Origin of the sequence: Solwaraspora sp. WMMD791, from assembly GCF_029581195.1 — a bacterium.
GTDB lineage: Bacteria > Actinomycetota > Actinomycetes > Mycobacteriales > Micromonosporaceae > Micromonospora_E.
The window spans coordinates 4,724,105-4,744,594 of sequence record NZ_CP120737.1; the positions used below are offsets into that span (position 1 = coordinate 4,724,105).

At 68.8% G+C, this 20,490-nt stretch carries 21 protein-coding genes; 12 read left to right on the forward strand and 9 right to left on the reverse strand.

Translation table 11 applies throughout. The features are described from left to right. Window positions 1-9: 9 nt before the first annotated feature. The 3 genes from O7623_RS21000 to O7623_RS21010 all read left to right on the forward strand — a co-directional run bounded on the left by O7623_RS21000 (window position 10) and on the right by O7623_RS21010 (window position 4,123). Window positions 10-1,296, forward strand: coding sequence for an adenylosuccinate synthase (locus tag O7623_RS21000; protein ID WP_282224723.1), 1,287 nt, complete (start codon window positions 10-12; stop codon window positions 1,294-1,296). A gap of 274 nt (window positions 1,297-1,570) precedes the next feature. After that, the gene (locus O7623_RS21005) at window positions 1,571-2,866 is read left to right on the forward strand and encodes a ferredoxin reductase family protein (RefSeq protein WP_282224724.1); all 1,296 of its coding nucleotides are present in this window, start codon (window positions 1,571-1,573) and stop codon (window positions 2,864-2,866) included. 114 nt (window positions 2,867-2,980) lie between these two features. Next, window positions 2,981-4,123 (forward strand): FAD-dependent monooxygenase, encoded by a 1,143-nt coding sequence (locus O7623_RS21010; RefSeq protein ID WP_282224725.1) that lies wholly within the window; start codon window positions 2,981-2,983, stop codon window positions 4,121-4,123. Here O7623_RS21010 and O7623_RS21015 read toward each other — a convergent pair. Next, window positions 4,117-4,983 (reverse strand): S1 family peptidase, encoded by an 867-nt coding sequence (locus O7623_RS21015; protein WP_282224726.1) that lies wholly within the window; start codon window positions 4,981-4,983, stop codon window positions 4,117-4,119. The two genes, O7623_RS21010 and O7623_RS21015, sit on opposite strands and share 7 nt — an antisense overlap. A gap of 164 nt (window positions 4,984-5,147) precedes the next feature. After that, window positions 5,148-5,375, reverse strand: coding sequence for a DinB family protein (locus tag O7623_RS21020; RefSeq protein WP_282224727.1), 228 nt, complete (start codon window positions 5,373-5,375; stop codon window positions 5,148-5,150). Window positions 5,376-5,663: 288 nt separating this feature from the next. On the opposite strand from O7623_RS21020, the gene O7623_RS21025 reads away from it, so the two are divergent. Next, the gene (locus O7623_RS21025; RefSeq protein WP_282224728.1) at window positions 5,664-6,884 is read left to right on the forward strand and encodes a hypothetical protein; all 1,221 of its coding nucleotides are present in this window, start codon (window positions 5,664-5,666) and stop codon (window positions 6,882-6,884) included. A gap of 94 nt (window positions 6,885-6,978) precedes the next feature. On the opposite strand, the gene O7623_RS21030 is transcribed toward O7623_RS21025, so the two are convergent. Further along, a complete protein-coding gene (locus O7623_RS21030) occupies window positions 6,979-8,283 on the reverse strand; it encodes an FtsX-like permease family protein (protein WP_282224729.1) in 1,305 nt (434 codons plus the stop codon). After that, window positions 8,280-8,978: an ABC transporter ATP-binding protein gene (locus O7623_RS21035; protein WP_282224730.1), complete on the reverse strand. Its 699-nt coding sequence runs from the start codon at window positions 8,976-8,978 to the stop codon at window positions 8,280-8,282. Before O7623_RS21035 ends, O7623_RS21030 begins: the two co-directional genes overlap by 4 nt. 173 nt (window positions 8,979-9,151) lie before the next feature. Here O7623_RS21035 and O7623_RS21040 point away from each other — a divergent pair, with 173 nt between their 5' ends. After that, a complete protein-coding gene (locus O7623_RS21040) occupies window positions 9,152-10,357 on the forward strand; it encodes a histidine kinase (RefSeq protein WP_282224731.1) in 1,206 nt (401 codons plus the stop codon). After that, window positions 10,354-11,037 carry a response regulator transcription factor gene (locus O7623_RS21045; RefSeq protein ID WP_282224732.1) on the forward strand — a complete coding sequence of 228 codons (684 nt, stop codon included), beginning with the start codon at window positions 10,354-10,356 and terminating at the stop codon, window positions 11,035-11,037. The genes O7623_RS21040 and O7623_RS21045 overlap by 4 nt, the downstream gene beginning before the upstream one ends. A gap of 362 nt (window positions 11,038-11,399) precedes the next feature. Here the strand turns inward: O7623_RS21045 and O7623_RS21050 are convergent, their stop codons facing one another. The 3 genes from O7623_RS21050 to O7623_RS21060 form a co-directional block, all read right to left on the reverse strand. Then, window positions 11,400-11,594 (reverse strand): type II toxin-antitoxin system VapB family antitoxin, encoded by a 195-nt coding sequence (locus O7623_RS21050; protein ID WP_282224733.1) that lies wholly within the window; start codon window positions 11,592-11,594, stop codon window positions 11,400-11,402. A 168-nt stretch (window positions 11,595-11,762) separates the two neighbouring features. Then, window positions 11,763-11,969 carry a DUF397 domain-containing protein gene (locus O7623_RS21055; protein ID WP_282224734.1) on the reverse strand — a complete coding sequence of 69 codons (207 nt, stop codon included), beginning with the start codon at window positions 11,967-11,969 and terminating at the stop codon, window positions 11,763-11,765. Further along, the gene (locus tag O7623_RS21060) at window positions 11,966-12,868 is read right to left on the reverse strand and encodes a helix-turn-helix transcriptional regulator (protein ID WP_282224735.1); all 903 of its coding nucleotides are present in this window, start codon (window positions 12,866-12,868) and stop codon (window positions 11,966-11,968) included. Before O7623_RS21060 ends, O7623_RS21055 begins: the two co-directional genes overlap by 4 nt. Window positions 12,869-12,996: 128 nt before the next feature. On the opposite strand from O7623_RS21060, the gene O7623_RS21065 reads away from it, so the two are divergent. The 3 genes from O7623_RS21065 (at window position 12,997) to O7623_RS21075 (ending at window position 15,248) form a co-directional block, all read left to right on the forward strand. Continuing rightward, window positions 12,997-13,326: a hypothetical protein gene (locus tag O7623_RS21065; RefSeq protein WP_282224736.1), complete on the forward strand. Its 330-nt coding sequence runs from the start codon at window positions 12,997-12,999 to the stop codon at window positions 13,324-13,326. 241 nt (window positions 13,327-13,567) lie between these two features. Continuing rightward, a complete protein-coding gene (locus tag O7623_RS21070) occupies window positions 13,568-14,485 on the forward strand; it encodes a DNA-processing protein DprA (RefSeq protein ID WP_282224737.1) in 918 nt (305 codons plus the stop codon). Between the two features lie 181 nt (window positions 14,486-14,666). Next, on the forward strand, window positions 14,667-15,248 hold the full coding sequence (locus O7623_RS21075) for a phosphoribosyltransferase (protein WP_282224738.1): 582 nt from the start codon (window positions 14,667-14,669) through the stop codon (window positions 15,246-15,248). A gap of 1,036 nt (window positions 15,249-16,284) precedes the next feature. On the opposite strand, the gene O7623_RS21080 is transcribed toward O7623_RS21075, so the two are convergent. Then, window positions 16,285-16,524, reverse strand: a complete 240-nt coding sequence (locus O7623_RS21080) for a DUF433 domain-containing protein (RefSeq protein ID WP_282224739.1) — start codon at window positions 16,522-16,524, stop codon at window positions 16,285-16,287. Continuing rightward, on the reverse strand, window positions 16,521-17,012 hold the full coding sequence (locus O7623_RS21085) for a hypothetical protein (protein ID WP_282224740.1): 492 nt from the start codon (window positions 17,010-17,012) through the stop codon (window positions 16,521-16,523). The genes O7623_RS21080 and O7623_RS21085 overlap by 4 nt, the downstream gene beginning before the upstream one ends. Window positions 17,013-17,122: 110 nt before the next feature. Here O7623_RS21085 and O7623_RS21090 point away from each other — a divergent pair, with 110 nt between their 5' ends. The 3 genes from O7623_RS21090 (at window position 17,123) to O7623_RS21100 (ending at window position 20,471) form a co-directional block, all read left to right on the forward strand. Next, window positions 17,123-18,124 carry a MerR family transcriptional regulator gene (locus tag O7623_RS21090; RefSeq protein ID WP_282224741.1) on the forward strand — a complete coding sequence of 334 codons (1,002 nt, stop codon included), beginning with the start codon at window positions 17,123-17,125 and terminating at the stop codon, window positions 18,122-18,124. A gap of 128 nt (window positions 18,125-18,252) precedes the next feature. Continuing rightward, complete coding sequence (locus tag O7623_RS21095; protein ID WP_282224742.1) at window positions 18,253-19,509, forward strand: alpha/beta fold hydrolase; 1,257 nt, start codon at window positions 18,253-18,255, stop codon at window positions 19,507-19,509. A 35-nt stretch (window positions 19,510-19,544) separates the two neighbouring features. Continuing rightward, on the forward strand, window positions 19,545-20,471 hold the full coding sequence (locus O7623_RS21100) for an NAD(P)H-binding protein (protein WP_282224743.1): 927 nt from the start codon (window positions 19,545-19,547) through the stop codon (window positions 20,469-20,471). Window positions 20,472-20,490: the final 19 nt, after the last annotated feature.

Consider the following 20,490-nt stretch of genomic DNA (forward strand, 5'->3'; position numbering starts at 1 on the left):
TTACACAAGATGCCAGCGATCGTGCTGCTCGGCGCGCAATGGGGTGACGAGGGCAAGGGCAAGGTTACCGACCTGCTCGGTGAGCGGGTCCACTACGTGGTGCGGTTCTCCGGCGGCAACAATGCCGGACACACCGTCATCACCCCGGACGGCCAGAAGTACGCCCTGCACCTGATGCCCTCGGGCGCGCTCTCCCCGAACGCGATGATCATCATCGGCAACGGGGTCGTGGTCGACCCGAAGGTCCTGCTGACCGAGATCGACGGCCTGGCCGACCGCGGCGTCGACGTCTCCCGGCTGCGGATCTCCGGCGACGCGCACCTGATCATGCCGCACCACCGGGCCCTGGACCGGGTGGTCGAGCGCTACCTCGGGTCGTCCCGGATCGGCACCACCGGCCGGGGCATCGGGCCGGCGTACGGCGACAAGGTGGCCCGGATGGGGATCCGGGTGCAGGACCTGCTCGACCCCGGCATTCTGCGCAAGAAGCTGGAGCTGGCGCTGCGGGAGAAGAACCAGATCCTGTTCAAGGTCTACAACCGTAAGGGCATCGACGTCGACGCGGTCGTCGAGGAGTACCTCGGTTACGCGTCTCGGCTGCGTCCGCACATCGCCGAGACCCGGGCGATGCTGTGGGACGCCCTGGACCGGGGCGAGACGGTGCTGCTCGAAGGCGCGCAGGCCACCATGCTGGACATGGACCACGGCACCTACCCGTTCGTCACCTCGTCCAACCCGACCTCCGGCGGGGCGTGTGTCGGCACCGGCATCCCGCCGACCGCGATCACCAAGGTGATCGGGGTGACCAAGGCGTACACCACCCGGGTCGGCTCCGGGCCGTTCCCGACCGAGTTGTTCGACGCCAACGGCGAGCACCTGCGCAAGGTCGGCGTCGAGTACGGCACCACGACCGGGCGGGAGCGCCGCTGCGGCTGGTTCGACGCGGTCGTCGGCCGGTACGCCGTACGGCTCAACGGCATCACCGACCTGGTGGTCACCAAGCTCGACGTGCTCACCGGCCTGGCGAAGGTACCGATCTGCGTCGGCTACGAGATCGACGGCGAACGCTTCGACGACATGCCGATGACGCAGACCGGTTTCCACCACGCCACGCCGATCTACGAGGAGCACGACGGCTGGTGGGAGGACATCACCAAGGCCCGGACCGAGGCGGAGCTGCCGACCAACGCCCGGCGCTACGTCGAGCGCATCGAGCAGCTGTGCCGGGCGAAGGTCAGTGTGGTCGGTGTCGGCCCGGGCCGTGAGGAGAACGTCGTCCGGCACGAGCTGCTCTGAGCCGGGCCGTTTGTCGGATCCACCCCGGCATGGCCGGGTCCCTCAGAAATCCCTCAGAGTTCCACCAAGCGTTGCGTAGCCTGCCCGCTGCATGATCGATCCGGTCCCGTCCGTCGGCCACTGTCGGCCGGCGGCGGGACACTTCCTCCGAAATCGATCGATGTAGCGGATAGCAGGGAGCAAGGCAGTGAGCCGGCTGTACGGCGATCCCACTCGGGCGCAACGCTCGATGGCAGCCACCCCGACCCCGACACCACCGACAGGTGTCCCACCGATGACCCTGGCCCGCGTGACGCTGGGCGTCGTCGTCGTGGTCAACCTGATGATTCTCGAAGTCGTCTTCTTCGCGTACGGCCAGGGTCAGCACCCGGTGCTGACCGTCGCGAAGTTCTTCGGCCTGCACGCGGCCATGATCATGATGGTCCAGTTGACGCTGGTCGCCCGGATCCCCTGGCTGGACCGGCGGCTCGGGATGGACCGGCTCACCGCCTGGCACCGCTGGCTCGGCTTCGGGCTGTTCTGGACCGTGATGCTGCACGCGGCGTTCGTGATCACCGGCTACGCGACCCTCTACGACATGGGGTTCGGCGAGACCTTCCTCAGCCTGGCCAGGGTGCCCGCCGCACTGCTCGGGATGATCGCCGCCGGCATCATGATCGTCGTGGTCGGGGTCTCCATCCGGTACGTCCGGCGACGGCTGCCGTACGAGACCTGGCACGCGCTGCACGTGCTGATCTACCTGGCGCTGCTGGCCGGGCTGGTGCACCAGTTCATCGAGGCGACGACCTTCTCCTCCGCCCTGGCCACCGGCTACTGGTGGACGCTGTGGACCCTGGTGCTCGGCTCGCTCGTGGTCAACCGGTTCGTCGTGCCGGTGTGGCGTAACGCGTACCACCGGTTCCGGGTAGCCGCCGTCGTGCCGGAGGCCGACAACGTCGTGTCGGTGCACGTCACCGGCCGGCACCTCGACCGGCTGCCGGCCCGTGCCGGCCAGTTCTGCATCTGGCGCTTCCCCGGCCACAACCGCTGGTGGCAGGCGAACCCGTTCTCGCTGTCGGCGGCTCCCGACGGCCGCTCGCTGCGGCTGACAGCCAAAGCGGCCGGTGCGACCAGCGCCGGGCTGCGGCAGCTGAAGGTCGGCAACCGGGTCTTCATCGAAGGACCGTACGGCGCCTTCACCAACCTGCACCGCAAACGGGACAAGACGCTGCTGGTCGCCGGCGGTGTCGGGATCACCCCGATCCGCGCCCTGCTGGAGGAGTCGGGTGGGCAGACCGTGGTGCTCTACCGGGCGGCCACCGAGGCCGACGCGGTCCTGCTCGGCGAACTGCAGGGGCTGGCCGCCACCCGCGGCGCCCAGGTGCATCTGCTGACCGGCCGCACCGGTGCCGGTACGCCGCCGAACCGGCCGTTCGACCCGGCGAACCTGCACGCGCTGGTGCCGGACATCACCGAACGTGAGGTGTTCGTCTGCGGGCCGCCGGCCCTGACCGCCGCCGTGGTCGACAGTGTACGGACCATCGGCGTACCGAACGCCCAGATCCACGCCGAGCGGTTTGGTCTCGGCTGAGCGGTGCGGCCTCGGCCGGACGCTTCAGTCTCGGCCCGGCGGTGCCGTCCTGGCTGAGCAGCGGCTCAGTCCGTCGGCGGGTTCCGGTCGGTCCTGATCGAGAGGACGAACGTGATGGGCGGCAGTGCGATCGTGGTCGGGGCCGGTATCGCCGGCCTGGTCACCGCCCGGGTGCTCAGTGACCACGTCGACCAGGTGACGATCCTGGAACGGGACCGGCTGCCCGACGTGGCTCTTCCACGCCGGGGGGCGCCGCAGGGTCGACACAGCCATCTCGTACCGGCGGCCGGTCAGCGCCTGCTCGAGGCACAGTTTCCCGGGCTGGCCCGGCGACTGACCGACGCCGGTGCCGTCGCGGTGCCCGCCACCGACCTGGTGTGGCACCGCGACGGCGTCGACCGCCCGCTCGGGCCGGACCCGGTGCCGGTCGTGTTGTCGGCGAGCCAGCCGTTGCTGGAGATGGTCGTCCGCCACTGCCTGCTCGGGCTGCGGTGCAACGTCCGCGTCGTCGACGCCACGGCGGTGGACGGCCTCGTCGTCACCGACGGCCGGGTCACGGGGGTCTGGGTGGACGGTGCCGCCCGCCACGCCGACCTGGTCGTCGCCTGCACCGGGCGCAACACCCACTTCTTCGACCAGCTGGCCAAACACGGTTTCCCCACCCCGGAGATCGCGGCCGTGCCGGTCGACCTGACGTACGCCTCGCGGCTGGTCCGACGTGGTCCGGGTGACCTCGACGGCGCGCTCGCCGTGGTGACCGGGGAGCCGCCGCCGGGTGGCCGGATCGGCCTCATGCTGCCGGTGGAGGGCGACCGGTGGATGGTCACCCTCGGCTCCTGGCAGGGCGAGGCGCCGCCGAGCGACCCGGCCGCGTACGAAGCGTTCGCCCGCCAGCTGTCGACGCCCGCGATCGCCGACGTCCTCGCGCGCGCCGAACCGCTCGGTCCGGTGCTGACCCACCGGACCCCGACCGACCAGCGCCGGTACGCCGAACGGTTGGACCGCAGCCCACCCGGTTTCCTGGCCCTCGGCGACGCCATCTGCAGCGTCAACCCGATCCACACGTACGGGGTCACGGCCGCGGCGGCGCAGGCGCGTGCCCTGGATCAGGCACTGCGCCGGCACCGCCCGGCCGCACCGGAACTGCCCCGGGACTTCTACCGCCGGGCGGGCCGGGCGGTCGACGTACGGTGGCGGATCGCCACCGGCGGGTCGTTCCCCGCGTCGACCGCCCGGCCCGCCCGGGTCGGTCAGTAGATCGTCACGTCGTACGCGTCGACCGCTTCACGGACCGGCTGGTAGAAGGTCGTGCCGCCGGTCCGGCAGTTGCCGCTGCCGCCCGAGGTGAGGCCCAGCGCGGTCGACCCGGAGTAGAGCGGGCCGCCCGAGTCGCCGGGCTCGGCGCACACGTTGGTCTGGATCAGGCCGCGGACGACGCCGCTGCCCAGGTAACGGACCCGGGCGTTGAGCGCGGTGACCGTACCGCTGTGGGTGCCGGTCGTCGAACCGGTGCGGGTCACCGACTGCCCGACGAAGGCGTCGCCGACGGAGAAGCCACCCGGGTGGCTCTGCGCCGGGTTGTCGTACCGGACCAGGCCGTAGTCGTCGCCGGGGAAGCTGTAGTCGACGGTCGGGCCGATCAGGCTGGTCAGCGCGGAGTTGCTGTACCAGGTGTCGATCACCTCACCGCAGTGCCCGGCCGTGAGGAAGTAGTAGGTGCTGCCGCTGACCACGTTGAACCCGAGTGAGCAGCGTCCCCCGCTGCCGTAGATGGGGTCGCCTGCGGAGACCAGCCGGGTGAACACCCCGGAGGTACGTTCCAGCTTGATGGCTCCGGCCTTGCCGCGTGCGGCCAGCCGGATCCGGGCGATCTCGGCGCGGGAGACGCTGCTGTCGGCGGTGACCACGACCCGACCGGCGGCGCTGTCGACGTGCCAGGCGATGCCTTCGACGCCGGAGGCTTCCACCAGATCGCTGACCTGGACGAGTTCGCTGGCGGTGTAGACCGTCGGGGCGGCGACCCCGGCGGACGGCAGGGTGAGCGTACCGGCGGTGATGATGCCGACGGCGACGGCGAGTAGCCGCGTCGACCGGCTCGGGATGCTGCGGATCCGCACTGTTCCCTCCTGAATGGGACTGGGGATCTCGGACCTACTGGATATTGACAGTTTTGTTGTCTGTCGATGTTGATGCAAGCGCTAACATGTCAAAATTACTTAGACAATGACCAATCTGAAAAACCATTCTGGCAATTCTCTGGCGAGGTGGAGTCGCGTGCCGGTCAGGATGTCGGGCGGTCCGACCCGGCGTCGGCCGGCCACGGGTAGGCGACGACCCGGTCGAGGTCGGTGTCGGTCGACCGGCCAAGCGCCGCCGTCCAGTCCGCCCGCAGCTCGCGCAGCCAGCGCACGGTCGGCTCGCCGCTGCCCGGCCAGTGGATCTCCGTACGGTCGTGTGGCGGACGCCCCTCGACGTGCCAGCTGAGCAGCGCGGCGCGGGCGGACGGCATCGGGTGATCCTGCCAGCTCCGACCCGGTCGGGCATACCCGATTATGCGAATCGCGCGACGTCACGTTACGAGCTGTCGACCGTGGAGCCCGTGAAGATCGGACGCAACAGGGCAACCCGTCCGTGTCGTCCGACCCGTGGCCGACGAGTTCCTGACATTGACCGCCTCCGGCTCGTACAAGGGACGATCTCATCCATTGTGGATCTTGTTACCTTTTTGAGGTCGGCATTGATCGAAGTGTCTGAATCATGATGGTGTCGATCCCGTTCTCCGTCGAGAGGATCACGGATGTCCCGTCCTGCCCGCCTGACCCGGCGCGCCCTCGTCGCCGCCGTCACCGGCGCCCTCGTCGCCACCCTCACGCCCGGCGCCCCCGTCTCGGCCGCCGACCGACCCTTCACCTACCAGGTGACTCCCGGCTCCACGCAGTGGCGCGCCCTCGGCAGCCACCAGGAGATGGTCGACGCCGTACAGATGCCGGACAAGACCGCCGCCGCCCTGCGGACCCCGCTGCTCGTCGACGCCGTTCTGGCGTACCCGCTGCTGCCCGACGCCCTGGCCTTCAACAGCGTCCAACACGGCTTCGAGACCGTCACCGCCCGCTTCACCGGACTGCAGGAACTGCTCCGCCGCCCCGACGCCGGCCAGGAACTGCTCAAGCGCTACCGGACCCTGAACGTCGCGGCCCGCAGCGGTGAGTCCCTCGCCGACGCCGGCGACCGGGCGCTGGCCGTGTGGAAACTCGAGACCGTCCTCGCCCAGCCGCAGGTGCTGGCCACCCTCACCGCTGCGCAGACCGAGGAGTTGCTACGGCTCGGCCTCGCCGTACACCGCGCCAAGCAGGCCGACGCCGGGACGTACGGCGAGGCCGGCCTGGAACCGACCGCAGTGCTGCTCGGTCGCACGCTTGCCACCCGGGAGAACTGGGACTGGTCCCGCTCGGAGCTACTGCGGGAAGGCCTGCAACTGCGGCCGGGTGCGGTGGAGACCACCGTCGCGGCCGTACGAGCACACCTGGCCGACCCCAGCGTCGCCCACCCGGTCAGCGACGACGTCGGGACGCTGGACTACTACAGCACCGTCTACACCCCGAACGGCTCGGCGGTCACGGTGATCACCATGACGTCCGAACTGACCAGCGCCCAGATCTCCAGTTACAACAGCTACGTCGCCAGCGCCTATCCGTCGGCGTCGCGGGAACGCAACGCCTCGCGCAAGTACAACTGCCACTCGTACGCCTGGTACAGCACCTCGACCGCGAACGACCGGTGGATGAACACCCCTGGGGACGACCGCTACTGGCAGGACGGCAGCTACACCCGTTGGCAGGTGCCGTACCAGTGGTTCGCCAACATGAAACTGTCGTACGCCAGTGACGACCACTCCGGCATCTGGGTGGGCACCGGCAACTACGTACGGTCCAAGTGGGGCCAGTACGGCCTGATGTACCACCTCTGGAGCTACTCCCCGTACAGCAGCGCCACCACGAACTCGTACTTCCGGCTCTGATCCACGGCCGGCCCGACCGGCGTCCCTGCAACGGCGTCGTGCCTGGCGGGATGGAACTCCCGCCAGGCACGTCACGTTTCTGGTCCGCCGCCGCCTACTCGTAGCGCAGCGAGTCGACCGGGTCGGCCCGGGCCGCCCGCGACGCCGGCAGCGTGCCGGCCAGGAACGCGATCGCCATCACCAGGCCGATGATCATCGCGATGGATACCGGCTCGAAGGCGATCAGCGTGAGACCCGGCAGGTCCGACAGGAAACTGCCGGCCAGCGCGCTGCTGATCGCGGTGCCCGCCGCGACCGCCAGCACCGCGCCGATCGCGCTGCCGAGGAAACCGATGACAGTGGCCTCCAGGCTGAACAGGCCGAACACCTTGCCCGAGCCCATGCCCATCGCCTTCATCAGACCGATCTCACGGGTGCGCTCCTGCACCGACATGAACAGGGTGTTGACGATCCCGAAGCTCGCCGCCAGCAGCGCGATCACCGCGAAGGCGTTGAGCACCCAGACGATGCCGTCGATGACCGTACGGAACGCGCCGAGCCGGTCGGCGACCGTACTCCCGGTGTAGCCGGCGTCGGCCAGTCGATCCTTCAGCGCGCTGATCTGCTCATCGGTCGCCGCCGGGTCGAACCAGACGGCCGCCTGAGCGTACCGCTGCGCCTCGGCGACCGGGACACCGGTGTTCTGCGCGTCGAACAGCGCGTCGGTCAACGCGTCGTTGGGCACGACGCCACCCCCGGTCGCCAGGGTCTCCTCGGCCACCCCGACGATCGTCGCCTCGATCACCTGCTGCGTGCGCTGCGCGTCGGTGACCGCGATCGAGACGGTCTGCCCGACCGCCGCGGCGTCGTCAGCGAAGCCGAGCGGTTCGACGTACGACGTCGGGAGCGCGAGCTGCAGCTGCGACGAGGCGTCGTCCGGCTCCGACCCGGCGGCCAGCGGGGTCCGCTGCCCGGCGACCAGCCCGCCCACGTCGACGACGTACCGCGTACCGTCGCCGACCTGGATGTAGTCGGCGCTGATCGACCGGGTCGCCTGCACGTCCAGCACGCCGTCGATGTCGGCCAACGCGTCGAGGTCGGCCGGGGTGAGCGCGACCACCGTCTGCCCGGGTGGCCCGTCCTGCCCGCTCGACACCGTGTCCGGGTCGTACTCGGCCGGCCCGGCATCGGCGGCACCGAACCCGTTGTCGGTGTCCGGGGTCTTGACGACCGACATGACGTCGGACGCGCCGATCGCCATCACCGTGTCGTCGATGTACGCGTTGATGCCGGTGCCCAGCCCGCTGGTCAACGTCAAGGTGAACGCGCCGATGAAGATCGCCAGTATCGTCAGCAGCGTACGGGTCTTGGACCGGAAAGTGTTCGTGGTGGCCGAGCCGACCAGATCGGAGATCTTCACGCCGGCACCGCCACCGAGTCGCTGACCAGTTGGCCGTCCCGGACCAGGATTCGGCGGTCGCAGCGCGACGCGAGCTCCTCGTCGTGGGTGACGACGATCAGGGTGATGCCGTTCTGCCGGTTGAGGCCGAAGAGAATGTCCTCCACCACGGCACCGGTGGCGGAGTCGAGGTTGCCGGTGGGCTCGTCGGCGAAAATGATCCGTGGGTTGTTCACCAGCGCCCGCGCGATCACCACCCGTTGTTTCTGCCCGCCGGAGAGATTCGCCGCCTTGTTCTTCGCCTTGTCGGCCAGCTCCAACTGCTCCAACGCGGCCATGCCGCGCCGCCTACGCTCGGCCCGCCCCACTCCGGCGATCTTCATCGGCAGGATGACGTTGTCGAGGACCGAGATGTTCGGGGTGAGGAAGAACTGCTGGAAGACGAACCCGAACGTCTTGTTCCGGGTCTGGTTGAGCCGGCTGCCCCGCAGCGTACGCGTGTCGACACCGTTCAGTGTGAGCGTGCCCGACGTCGGCGCGTCCAGCAACGCGAGAATGTGCATCAGGGTCGACTTGCCGGATCCGCTCTTACCGAGGATCGCGACACTCTCTCCGTCATGAATGTCGAAGTTGACTCCCTTCAGCGCGTCGAAACTGTTCGCGCCCCGGCCGTACGTCTTCCGTACGTCGACAGCCGAGATGATCGGGCTCTCCATCGGACTCCTCGTATTCGCCGACCAGGCCGAATTCCGGCTGGTGTCTCCATCGTCGTCGGCGATCCGGTCCAGCGCGTCACTCTGGCGCAGGCACCCGCGTACCGCGTTCGCGGTAGCGGTGAATACCCCGCCAGGTGGACCTGTCTCGTCACGGCGGCCGGCAGACTGGGGCCATGACCACCACTGCGGCCGTGCCGGCGGACCCGAGGTACCGCCGTCCGCGCGTACCGCCGTGGGTCGGTGACCTGGCCGCTGCGGTGATCATCGTCGCGACGGCGCTCGCCCCGTTCAAGGTCCCCGAGCACGAGGCGGCAGGACCCGTCACCGTCGCCCTGGCGATCCTGCCGGCTGTGCTGCTGCCGCTGCGGCGGCGCTGGCCGCTGCCGGTGCTCGCCGGCTGTATCGCGATCTACGGTCTCGTCGCGGCCACCGGTGCGCTGGAGCCGGGCGTGGTGCTCGCCGTGTCGATCGCCATGTTCGGGGCGGCGAGCCGCACGGACCGGCGGACCACGCTCACTGCGGCCTGCGCCGCCGTCTTCGCGACGACCCTGCTCAACCTGCTGACGGCGATCGGGAGTGTGTTCGATCCCCGGGCGTTCCAGGTCACCGTCCTGGTCGCGTTCGCGGCGGCCGCCGGCGACGGACACCGCTCCCGGCGGGAGTACCTGCGCGCCATCATCGAACGCGCCGAACGCGCCGAACAGACCCGCGAATCGGAGGCCCGCCGCCGGGTCACCGAGGAACGGCTGCGGATCGCCCGTGACCTGCACGACGTCGTCGCCCACCAGATCTCGGTGATCAGCCTCAACGCCGGGGTGGCGTCGTCGGCGCTGCAGTCCCGCCCGGAACGGGCCCAACAGGCACTCGGTGCCATCCGCGGTGCCTCCCGGACCGTGCTCACCGAGATCGGCGACCTGCTGCGGGTGCTGCGTACCGAGGACGACGACCCCGCCAACGGGGCAGCCACCGCCCCGCAGCCCGGTCTGCACCGGCTCGACCAACTGGTCGCGGGCTTCACCGGGGCCGGCCTTCACGTGTCGCTGCGTACCGAAGGGGACCTGTCGGTGGTCAGCGGCGCGGTCGACGTGGTCGTCTACCGGGTCGTCCAGGAAGGTCTCACCAACGCCCACAAGCACGGTGCCGAGCACCGCGCCCACGTCCTGATCGACGTCGACGCCGACCGGGTCCTCGTGGTGGTCACGAACCCGGTGTCCGGTCGACCGGCCGACGACCAGCCCGAGATACCCAACGGCGGGCACGGCCTGGTCGGCCTGCGGGAACGGGTCGCCTCGGTCCGGGGCGTCGTCGAAACCGGCCTGACCCCGGGCGGCTACCGGCTCGCCGCCACTCTGCCACTGCCCAAGGAGGATCCCCGGTGACCACCGTGCTCGTCGTCGACGACCAGTCGCTGATCCGCCAAGCCGTGGCGGCGATCCTGACCGACGACGGCCGGATAAGCGTCGTCGGCGAGGCGGTCAACGGTACGCAGGCTGTCGCGCTCGCCGGCTCGCTGCGCCCCGACGTCGTACTGATGGACATCCGGATGCCGGAGCTCGACGGCATCGGCGCGACGGCGGCGATCTGCGCCGATCCGGCGCTGGCCGAGACCCGGGTGCTGATCCTCACCACCTTCGAGGAGGACGAGTACCTGGTGGCGGCGCTGCGCGCCGGCGCGAGCGGCTTCATCGGCAAGGGGTCCGAGCCGGAGGATCTCGTCCGGGCAGTACGCGCGGTGCACGCCGGCGACGCGCTGCTGTCACCCACCGCGACCCGCAGCCTCATCGAGCGGTACGTGCTGCCAGCCCCGCCGGCGGCCACGGTGGGCGGCTCGCCTGTGGTCCCCGAGACCGTCGGGCAGTTGACCGACCGGGAACGCGAGGTGCTGCTGCTGGTGGCACGCGGCCGGTCGAACCAGGAGATCGCCCAGGACCTGGTCATCTCGCCACACACGGCAAAGACCCACGTCAACCGCATCATGACCAAGCTGTACGCGCACGACCGCGCCCAACTGGTCATCCTGGCGTACGAAAGCGGCCTGCTGACCCCCGGCCTGACCTGACCCCGGGCGGTCCCGCTGTCGGATCAGAGGTTGTTGAGGCGCGTCACCGTTGTCGCGGTGTCGCCGCGCGCAGCGCGTCGTCCGGCGGCGGCTGCCTCCTCCGGGGTAGCGCCACGAGCCATCGCCCTGGTCACCGCTGCGGTGCGCTGCTCCTCGATCTTCCTGCTTCGCCTCTTCGTGAACCAGCTCCAGATAGACATCGGTTGGATCTTCCCAATGGCCGGTCAGCCCAAACCGGTCATACCGTCCGTGATCATCGCGTCAACGGTGGCCACACTGGATCTTTGTGTCGGGACAGCGAAGCGACCTGGGTAAGAACGGGTACAGCCGTAGCGACCACTTGGCGGTAGCCCAACGGATCGCTAGCCGATCGAGGACTGCACTGGCATCTCGCGAGGTGCCGCCGCTGGGTGGGGTTCGAGCGCCGCGATACGCCGATGGCGGGCGGCGTACTCGCGTAGCGCGAGGTTGACGGCTTCCTGTTCGCTCCTGGATCCAGACAGACGCATTGCCCCAGCCAGCGCCTCGTCGTCGAGGTCAATCTGCGTGACGGTCATCGGCAACCTTCGAGAGCAATCGAGCGGGTATCGACGCTGTGAGCGGAGAGCCAATCTCGGCCGATGATCGGATGCGCCCCATCTGCGCGATACGCCGAGCGCGGAGCAGATGGAGCGCATCCGATCATGGAATCCGGTGCAGCCGTCGAACCAGGCAGGGTCCTGCGGTCAGGGCTGGGTGGGGGTGTGCTTGAGGCCGGTGACGAAGCTGGCCCAGGTGGTGGCGTCGAATGCGAGGGTCGGGCCGGTGCGGTCCTTGGTGTCGCGTACGTCCACCTGGCCGCCAGCGAAGCGGACCTCGACGCAACTCGCGTTGCTTGAGCTGCGCGACGACTTGAACCAGTCCCGGTCCGGGGTGCCGGCCTGAGGGGTCATCTCATCTCCCTGGCGATCTCGCTGATCAGAGCAAGTGAGTCCTGCGAGCTTAACGCGCGCTCACGGGTCTCCGCGAAGGTCACCACGTAGTCGTTCACCTGCACCGACTGGTCGACGATGTCGATGAAGGTCAGGATTTCCTGCCAGACCAGGTCGGTAAGCCGGGGCGAGGCGAAGGACAGGATCTCGTACGGACCGCCGAACGCCGGATGTGCTCCGGCGCTGAACGGCATCACCCGGATCTCGATCTGCTCCGGCCGCTCGGTCATCAGAGTGACGAGGTGTTCGAGCTGGGCCCGCATCACCGCCGGGCCGCCGACCTGCTGACGCAGCGCGCCTTCGCTGATCACGGTGTTGATCCGGATCGGGTCGCTGCCGTCGAGCCGCACCTGGCGAGCCATCCGGACGGCGACCCGCCGCTCCACCTCGGTGAGTCGCACGACGGTGTTGCCGCCACGGATGACCGCGCGGGCGTACTCCTCGGTCTGCAACAGGCCGTGGATGGCCTCGGAGTGGAAGCTACGTAGCTGCGACGCGCCGGCCTCGTAGCCGAGGAAGCGCAGGAACTCGTTCGGAAAGAGCTTGGCGTAGTCCTGCCACCAGCCGCGACGTGCGGCGCCCACTCGCAGCTCCTCCAGCTCGGCGGCCTCGTCCGGCTCCAGCTCATAGATGTCGACGAGCTGGGCAAGCCGCTTCGCTGGCAACTTGACGCGGCCGGCTTCCACGCCGGACACGTACGCCTGGATGATGCCGGCGGCCTTGCCGGCCGCAGCGGCGGTCATGCCGATCTCCTCGCGACGCTGCCGTAACCGCAGGCCCAGCTCCCAGGCGTGCACGACCGGTGAGCCCTCGGTCAACGGATCGGCCTTGCGTTCCCGGGTGGTTCCCTTGGGTGGCACCGGTGTCAGCTCCTCTGCCATCAGCCAATGTGGTCTCGCTCCGAAGTAAACACCCTCGGATACTTGATATCAAGCTCTTTGCCCTCATCCTTGAGAAATCCGAGTAGGACCGATGCCAGGAGGTTCCCGTGTACCGATTCGGAAAGTTGATCTACCAACAGGAGGAAGGGGAGCGGTACGGATTCTCGCTGTGCCGCATCGACAACGCCGGCACGCGCGACCAGACGTACGACCTGCTCGGCGTCATCCGGGTCGCCGTCGACCCGCGTCAGCCGGAGAAGCTGGGGGAGAACCTGCGCGGCTGGGCGGTCGCGACCCTCGCCGCAGGCGGCCACGGGTTCGGCTGCTACCACGCCACCTTCAGCACCCTCGACGAGAACGACGAACCCGAGAGCGACCTCGGCAACCTCGACATCAACTGGTCCGGCTCGCAAGTCCTCGTGCCCGCCGCCGAATAGTCGTGCTCACCGAATCGGCGGCGGCCCGGCTGCTCCGCGTACCGCCATCGACCTTGCGCCGCTGGCTGGCCGTCACCGACGGCCGCCAGCGGCGGTCCGACCCGCCCGGCGTCAGGGGGCGGGTGTTGACCCAGGAGATCCTTGACGACCCGAGAAGTCGAACATATGTTCTATTCGCCCGGTCACAACAACACACCCGCCACCGAGCGGGGCTGACCAGCCAGGACCTACGATCACACACATGGAGACGGCGATGATCGAGCGAGCGGCACTCGTTGCTCTGCTGCGTCGTCCCGAGGTGCCCTGGTCTGAGGTCGCCCTGGACATCCAGGAGGCGGGTAGCGCACAGCAGGTGCTCGACCGAGCGCTGCGTCAGCCCGAGACATTGTTCCCGGCCACCGCCAGCTCAGCCGACGAGTTGATTGCAGCCGCTGCCGAAGAGATCGCCGGATGGCAGGCGGACGGGATCGGCGTACACGCATTCTTCGACGAGAGCTACCCGGCTCAGCTGCGCAGCATCAAGGAGATGCCTCCGCTGCTGTTCACCCGTGGCGAATTGCGGGTTCACGACCGGGCCGTCGCTGTCGTCGGCAGCCGTAAGGCGACAGATCGTGGACTGGGCATCGCCCGATCGGTAGCCGAGTCACTCGCCAACCGGGGAGTCACGGTCGCCAGCGGGCTGGCTGAGGGCATCGACACCGCCGCCCACACCGCGGCCCTCGACGCTGGTGGCCGGACCGTTGCCGTCATCGGCACCGGCATCCGCAACTACTATCCGACTGCCAATCGACGGCTGCAGGACCACCTTGCCGATGTCGGCCTGGTCGTCAGCCAGTTCTGGCCCGACGCTGGTCCCACCAGGAGGAGCTTCCCGATGCGCAACGCGGTGATGAGCGGGTACGCGGCTGCGACAGTCGTTGTCGAGGCCGGCGAGACCAGCGGCGCGCGGATCCAGGCTCGCTGTGCGCTCGCGCACGGCCGGCCGGTCGTGCTGACCGGTCAGGTCATGCAGCGCGAGTGGGCGAACACCTTCGCCACCAAGCCTGGCGTCTACGTCGTACACAGCACGATGGAACTCATGGAGGCCGTCGACGAGATCCTTAGCCGGCTGCCCTCCGAGACCGGTCTGGAGAACTTCCCTGACCTCGCCCTCCGCTGAACAGCGCCTGCGCACCGTACGGCAGTACGTCGAAGTCCAGCGCAACTACCTGCGCAACCCGTTGCCCGTAGAACCCTGGATCTGCCCGACCTGCCGAGGTGCGCGTACCGACGGATACGAGTTGTGCCGACCGTGTCAGTCGCACCTCAACCAGTCGGGTGGCATCCTCGCCGACACCGTGGTGCCGATTTCCTACTCTCCGCGCAGCAGTCAGCACCACCACAACCTGCGGACCTACAAGGACGCGATGACGTCGTCCCGACAGGCCCGTTGGAACCTTCTCGCTCTGTTGCTGCTGTTTCTGAACGACCATCTCGACTGCATCGCCGCCCGCGTCGGCGCTGCTCCGACCCACCTGGCTGCTGTGCCCAGCACCCGAGGCAGGACCGGCCTGCATCCACTGGCCGCACTCGTCGGCGATCGGCTCGACCGGCCGTGGATCAGTTCGACGGTCAACCCCCGATACAGTCAAGGGGACCGTGAGTTCCATTCGGACTGGTTTACTCCAAATCTCCTGAATCTCCGGCACCCCATGCATGTGCTGATCCTCGAGGACACCTGGACCACGGGCGCGCGGGCACAGTCCCTGGCGCATGCGCTGAAGACCTCAGGCGCCGATACGGTCGCTACCGTCGTCCTCGGCCGGCACGTCGGTCTCGGCTCGAACTACGCGCCGGCCAAGCGTCTACTCACTGCCATTGCCAGTCCGGTCTTCGACACCACCCGCTGCATCCTCGACGAGCCGTCGAAACGGAGAACATGATCTGGGCCGTCCTGCGGCCGTCCGAAAGGTTTCAACTCTAGGTCCACCTGGCGCCAGCGCGAGGTACCTCGGCATCTTTCATCTCCCGGGTATCGACGATATCCTAGCTCTTCGAGGTCCTGGCGATTCCCGTGTTGCTGTGGTTGCTTTCATAGCTCCAACATGGGCAGAGAAGATCGGAGTACTGATGAGATCAATCAATGACTGGTATGCCGATGCTGAAGGCAGAGGATCTGAGGCGTCGGACTACGATTGGGAGAACGACGACCGGCCCGATCGTTCCCCAGAATCCTGGCTGGATCGGTCGGACTCTCCTTTCGAAGATGCGGAGATTACACAGGCTGGAGACGGTTCACTCAGGCTGGCGGAAAAGCGTTATCCGACAGGCCAAGCAGGGGCGGTGCGAGCGATCCGATCGAGGATGCCTGGTGCAACGGCCGAGGAGATCGCTGAGCGCCTGCGCCGATCCGGATGGCCAGACACAACTGCTGAGAGCATCGAGAGAATTCTGGGCGAGAGGCGGCAGGCAAAGAAGGGTCGAACGCAGACGCCTGAGCGGTTGGCTGAACGACGCGCCACGGCGCCTCGCGCGGGCGCTGCCCCAGCGACCATCGATGGCCCTCCTGTCAGATCAAAATCCACTGTAAGTGGGAAGATTCGCTTAGCTACGAAAAAGCGGGGGATCGAGAGGGCTGCCTACTCGATAGAGGAGCTGTGTAGACTCGCCAAGGCGGTTCGTAATCTCCGCAAGATGCAGTCCTTCCGGAATGCAAAGGAGAAGTCGGTGATCAAGCGTCTGAAAACCACCGGCTGGCCTACGGTCACTTCGGCAGATATTCAGGCGGCACTGTCTCTTCCGCTGCCTGAGTCGCAGCCGGTTGTCCACCCTGTTGTGCCCAGGCTGCCTGCGCCTCCAGGGCCGCTACCGGAGCAAAAGATAATGCCCGACTGCTGTCCGGCATGCGGGATGATTCCAAATGCAATGGGGCAATGTCGCTGTTCGTGATATCCGCGAACCTTTCTTGACAGGCACCTCTCAATCAGGAATATCAGTTGGTAGCCGTAACGGAAGCTCTCGCTGATCGAGCGCCTGTGCGGCGAAGCGTAGGCCGGCCAGGATGTCGTCCTCGGTCAGGGCCGGGTACTTCGCAGCCACCTCGCTGACGCTGTAGCCGTGACCCAGTAGTCCGATTACGGTTGCGACCGGGATACGTGTTCCCGCGATGCAGGGCTCCCCACCCATGATCCGGTGGTCGATCGAGATCCTGTCGTTCACGGCGTGACGCTGACAATGGTGTGCAGCATGGCGAACTCGCCGCCGCCGGTCAGGCATTCGGGGGTCACCTCGGGCAGGTCGAGGTCGCTGGTCGACGGGTTGGCGTAGCCGCCATCGCCGACGACCCGGCTGCCGATCGCGATCGGCTCCCGACCCGGTACGTCGACCCCGGTGACCTGCCCACCGTCCCGCCACACCTTCGTGCCGGGCGGCCAGACGGCGACGTTGCGCATCCCGTCCGGCCCGGTCGTCACGTCCGGTTCGAGGACGAAGCAGTCCGCGTCGGCGAGGTGACGCAGGTATCCGTCGATCTGCGCGTCGTCGCCGCCACCTTGGACGTCGTGGACGAGCAACGTCGGGTCGGTTTCGGCGACGGAGACCGGCGGACTCGGCGTACAGCCGAAGCAACCTGCGACCGACAGCGCGGCGAGCAACACCACCGGAGGCGGCGCGCCCCGGCGGCGGAAGTAGCTGTGTCGCCGTACCACGTCGGTGCCTCCAAGTAGCGAAGTAGCTGAACCCGGCTGCTCGCCCAGCGCATGACCTGCTGAACAACCATGTTGACTCTCAGGTCGCTTGAGACGCCATAGTCATCGCCATGGACGAGCTCTACTCGATCGGCGAGGTCGCCAGGCGTACCGGCCTGAGCGTCAGCGCGATCCGGTTCTACTCCGACGCCGGGATCGTCACCCCTGCGGAGCACACCGACGCCGGATACCGGCGCTACGACGTCGACGGAATCGCGCGTCTCGAACTGATCCGTACCCTGCGCGAGCTGGACGCGGGCATCGACGACATCCGCAAACTGCTGGCCGACGAGATCACGTTGGGCGATCTCGCGACCGCGCACCTGGCGGTCGTCGACCGCCAGTTGAGCCGGTTCCGGGCCCGCCGGGCCGTTCTCCGCACGATCGTGAAACAACACGGTACGACCGAACAGGTGAGCCTCATGCACAAGCTGGTGACCATGTCCGACGACGACCGCGAGCAGCTCGTCGACGACTTCTGGGCCGAGGCTACCGCCGACCTCGGGATCGACGACTTCGTCGACTATCTGCGCCCGTGGCGGCCCCGGTTGCCGGCGGATCCGACCAGCGAGCAGCTCGAGGCGTGGATCGAGCTGGCCGACCTGGTCCAGGATGCCGACTTCCGGCAGGCGGTCCGCCGGTTCTTCAGTGACACCTTCGCCGGTCCGGCGGCCGACCAGGGGCCGCAGCCGCAGCCACCTGGCACCGGAGCGGACCCGCAGACGGGGATGCAGACGGATGCGGAGGTGGATGCGGAGGTGGAGCAACTGGTGGAGCTGCTCACCGAGGCCAGGGCTGCGGCTGCGGCCGGGCTGCCGGTCGACTCGCCGCAGGCCCGGGAGCTGGCCGGCCGGTACGTGGCAGCTGTCGCGGCGCGCGCCGACGATCCGGATGTGGACGCCGTACGGCGTCAGTTGGCCGCCGCCGACCCTGGTCGGCAGGTGAGCCGGCACGCCGAGCTGCTCGGCAGGTACCACTCGTTGACGGCGACGATCAACGGCGTACCGCAGCCGAAGGCGGCCGACGCGCCGGCCACCACCTGGCTGCACGCGGCGGTCATGGCCCTGCCCTGAGGCGGTCGTCGGCGAAGTCGCGGCGGGTCTCAAAAGCGGGTCGGCGCGGCGGCGCGGAGATTCCATGCCCTGACCCGCAAGATCATTTGGGTGGGGGCGTGGGGAGCCTCGGACGGTACGCTCACCCGATGGCCGGCGACACCTACCGCTTCGGTGAGTACGAACTGGACATGGCCCGCTACGAGCTGCGCCGATCCGGCCAGCCGGTCCACATCGAGCCCCGGGCCCTCGACCTGCTGCAGTACCTGATCGAGCACCGCGACCGGGTGGTGCCCAAGACCGAACTGCTCGACCAGGTGTGGGGCGACCGGTTCGTCAGCGAGGCGGCGCTCACCACCGGGCTGCGTACCGCCCGCCTGGCCATCGGTGACACCGGCCGCCACCAGCAGCTCATCCGCACGGTGCACCGACGCGGATACCAGTTCGTGGCAGCGGTAACGGTGCTCCCCGCCGACGGCAGGGCCGGCACCGGCCACCGCGCCGAGCCCGGCACCCGTACCGGAGCCGGTGCGGTCACTGCACCGACGGGCGCGCCGGGCGGCCCGGAGAGCCAGATCGTCCGGTTCTGCCGGGCCGACGACGGCACCCGCATCGCGTACGCCACCGTCGGATCCGGGCCGCCGCTGCTCAAGGCCGCCAACTGGATGTCGCACCTCGATCTGGAGTGGACCACCCCGGTCTGGTCGCACTGGCTCAGCGGTCTGGCCCGCAACCGCCAGCTGGTCCGCTACGACGAGCGGGGCTGCGGCCTGTCCGACTGGGACGTGCCGAGTTTCTCCTTCGACGACTGGGTCGACGACCTGGAGACCGTGGTCGACGCGGTGGGCCTCGACCGGTTTCCGCTGCTCGGCGTCTCGCAGGGCGGTGCGGTGGCGGTCGCGTACGCGGTCCGTCGTCCGGAGCGGGTCAGCCGGCTGATTCTCGCCGGGGCGTACGCCCGGGGTCGCCTGGTCCGGGCCCGCGACCAGGCCGAACGAGACGAGGCCGCGCTGGACCTGAACCTGGCCCGGGTCGGCTGGACCCACCAGGATCCGAGTTTCCTCGGGGTGTTCGCCGCCCAGTTCCTGCCGGACGGTACGCCGGAGGAGCTCGAGGAGTTCATCGGCTTCCAGCGGCGGACGACGTCGCCTGCCAACGGGGTCCGTTTCCTCGAGGAGTTCGCCCGCATCGACGTGTCGGCGATCGCCCACCGGGTGCAGTGCCCGACCCTGATCCTGCACTGCCGCGACGACCTGCGGGTGCCGATCTCGCAGGCCAGCGAGCTGGCCACGCTCATCCCGGACAGTCAACTGGTCCTGCTGGACAGCCGTAACCACCTGCTCAGCGCGACCGAGCCGGCGTGGCCGGAGTTCCTCGCCCAGATCGACGCGTTTCTGACCGACTGACCAGCTGGCGGCGCAGTGACCAGAGAGGAGCCGGCATGAGGATGCTCGTCGTGGGTGGGTCCGGTCTGATCGGTACCCACGTGGTCGACCTGTTGCGCGAGCGCGGCCATGTCGTCACCACGGTGGCGCGGACCGCGCGGGCCGGGGTCGACCACGTGCTCGATGTCGAGTCCGCCTCGGTCGACGACCTGCGGCCACTGCTCGTCGGTCAGGACGGGGTCGTCTACGGCACCCGGGTCGACGAGCAGCGGGTGCTTCCCGCGCCGATCCATCCCGTGCTCCGTGCCGAACTCGTCGATCCCGTGGAACGGATGTTCACCGCCGCGCGGCACGCCGGCCTGACCCGTGGTGTCCTGCTCGGTTCCTACTACACGTACCACGACCGGCTCCGTCCCCAGTGGCGTCTCGGCGATCGGCACGCGTACATCCGGTGCCGGCTGGAGCAGGCCCGGCAGGCGCGGGTGGCGGCCGGGCCCGAACTACCGGTCACAGTGCTGGAGCTGCCCTTCGTCTTCGGCCGGGCTGGTGACCGGCTGCCGAACTGGGCCGGCCCGCTGGACCGGTGGGCGCGGTCGGCGGCACCGCTGCTGGCCCCGGTCGGTGGGACCGCCGCGGCCTCGGCGGGCAGCGTCGCCGTCGCGGCGGTGGACGCCCTCGAGGGCGCGCACGGTGCGGACGTTCCGGTCGCCGACGCCAATCTCACCTGGGTCGAGATGATCGGGCGGATCGCCGGGGCGGTCGGCCGGCCCAGGCCGGTACGTCGGCTGCCCGCCGTCGCGGTCCGTTCCGGCCTGCGACTCGGCGGCGCGCTGCAGGCGCTCGCTCGTAGGGAGTCCGGCCTGCACCTGACCCACCTTCCCGACCTGCTTCTCGCCGAGCTGTTCATCGAGCCGCTGACCGGCCGACCGCTCGAACCGGCGCTGCGCGAGACCTTCGCCGCGTCACCTGCCCGCAGCGGGTGAGAAGGTTCGTCCCGATGGC

Coding starts and splice junctions, on each gene's coding strand:
- O7623_RS21000 (WP_282224723.1), top strand. CDS start 10: ATGCCAGCGATCGTGCTGCTCGGCGCGCAATGGGGTGACGAGGGCAAG.
- O7623_RS21005 (WP_282224724.1), top strand. CDS start 1,571: ATGACCCTGGCCCGCGTGACGCTGGGCGTCGTCGTCGTGGTCAACCTG.
- O7623_RS21010 (WP_282224725.1), top strand. CDS start 2,981: ATGGGCGGCAGTGCGATCGTGGTCGGGGCCGGTATCGCCGGCCTGGTC.
- O7623_RS21020 (WP_282224727.1), bottom strand. CDS start 5,375: ATGCCGTCCGCCCGCGCCGCGCTGCTCAGCTGGCACGTCGAGGGGCGT.
- O7623_RS21025 (WP_282224728.1), top strand. CDS start 5,664: ATGTCCCGTCCTGCCCGCCTGACCCGGCGCGCCCTCGTCGCCGCCGTC.
- O7623_RS21035 (WP_282224730.1), bottom strand. CDS start 8,978: ATGGAGAGCCCGATCATCTCGGCTGTCGACGTACGGAAGACGTACGGC.
- O7623_RS21040 (WP_282224731.1), top strand. CDS start 9,152: ATGACCACCACTGCGGCCGTGCCGGCGGACCCGAGGTACCGCCGTCCG.
- O7623_RS21050 (WP_282224733.1), bottom strand. CDS start 11,594: ATGACCGTCACGCAGATTGACCTCGACGACGAGGCGCTGGCTGGGGCA.
- O7623_RS21055 (WP_282224734.1), bottom strand. CDS start 11,969: ATGACCCCTCAGGCCGGCACCCCGGACCGGGACTGGTTCAAGTCGTCG.
- O7623_RS21070 (WP_282224737.1), top strand. CDS start 13,568: ATGGAGACGGCGATGATCGAGCGAGCGGCACTCGTTGCTCTGCTGCGT.
- O7623_RS21090 (WP_282224741.1), top strand. CDS start 17,123: ATGGACGAGCTCTACTCGATCGGCGAGGTCGCCAGGCGTACCGGCCTG.
- O7623_RS21095 (WP_282224742.1), top strand. CDS start 18,253: ATGGCCGGCGACACCTACCGCTTCGGTGAGTACGAACTGGACATGGCC.
- O7623_RS21100 (WP_282224743.1), top strand. CDS start 19,545: ATGAGGATGCTCGTCGTGGGTGGGTCCGGTCTGATCGGTACCCACGTG.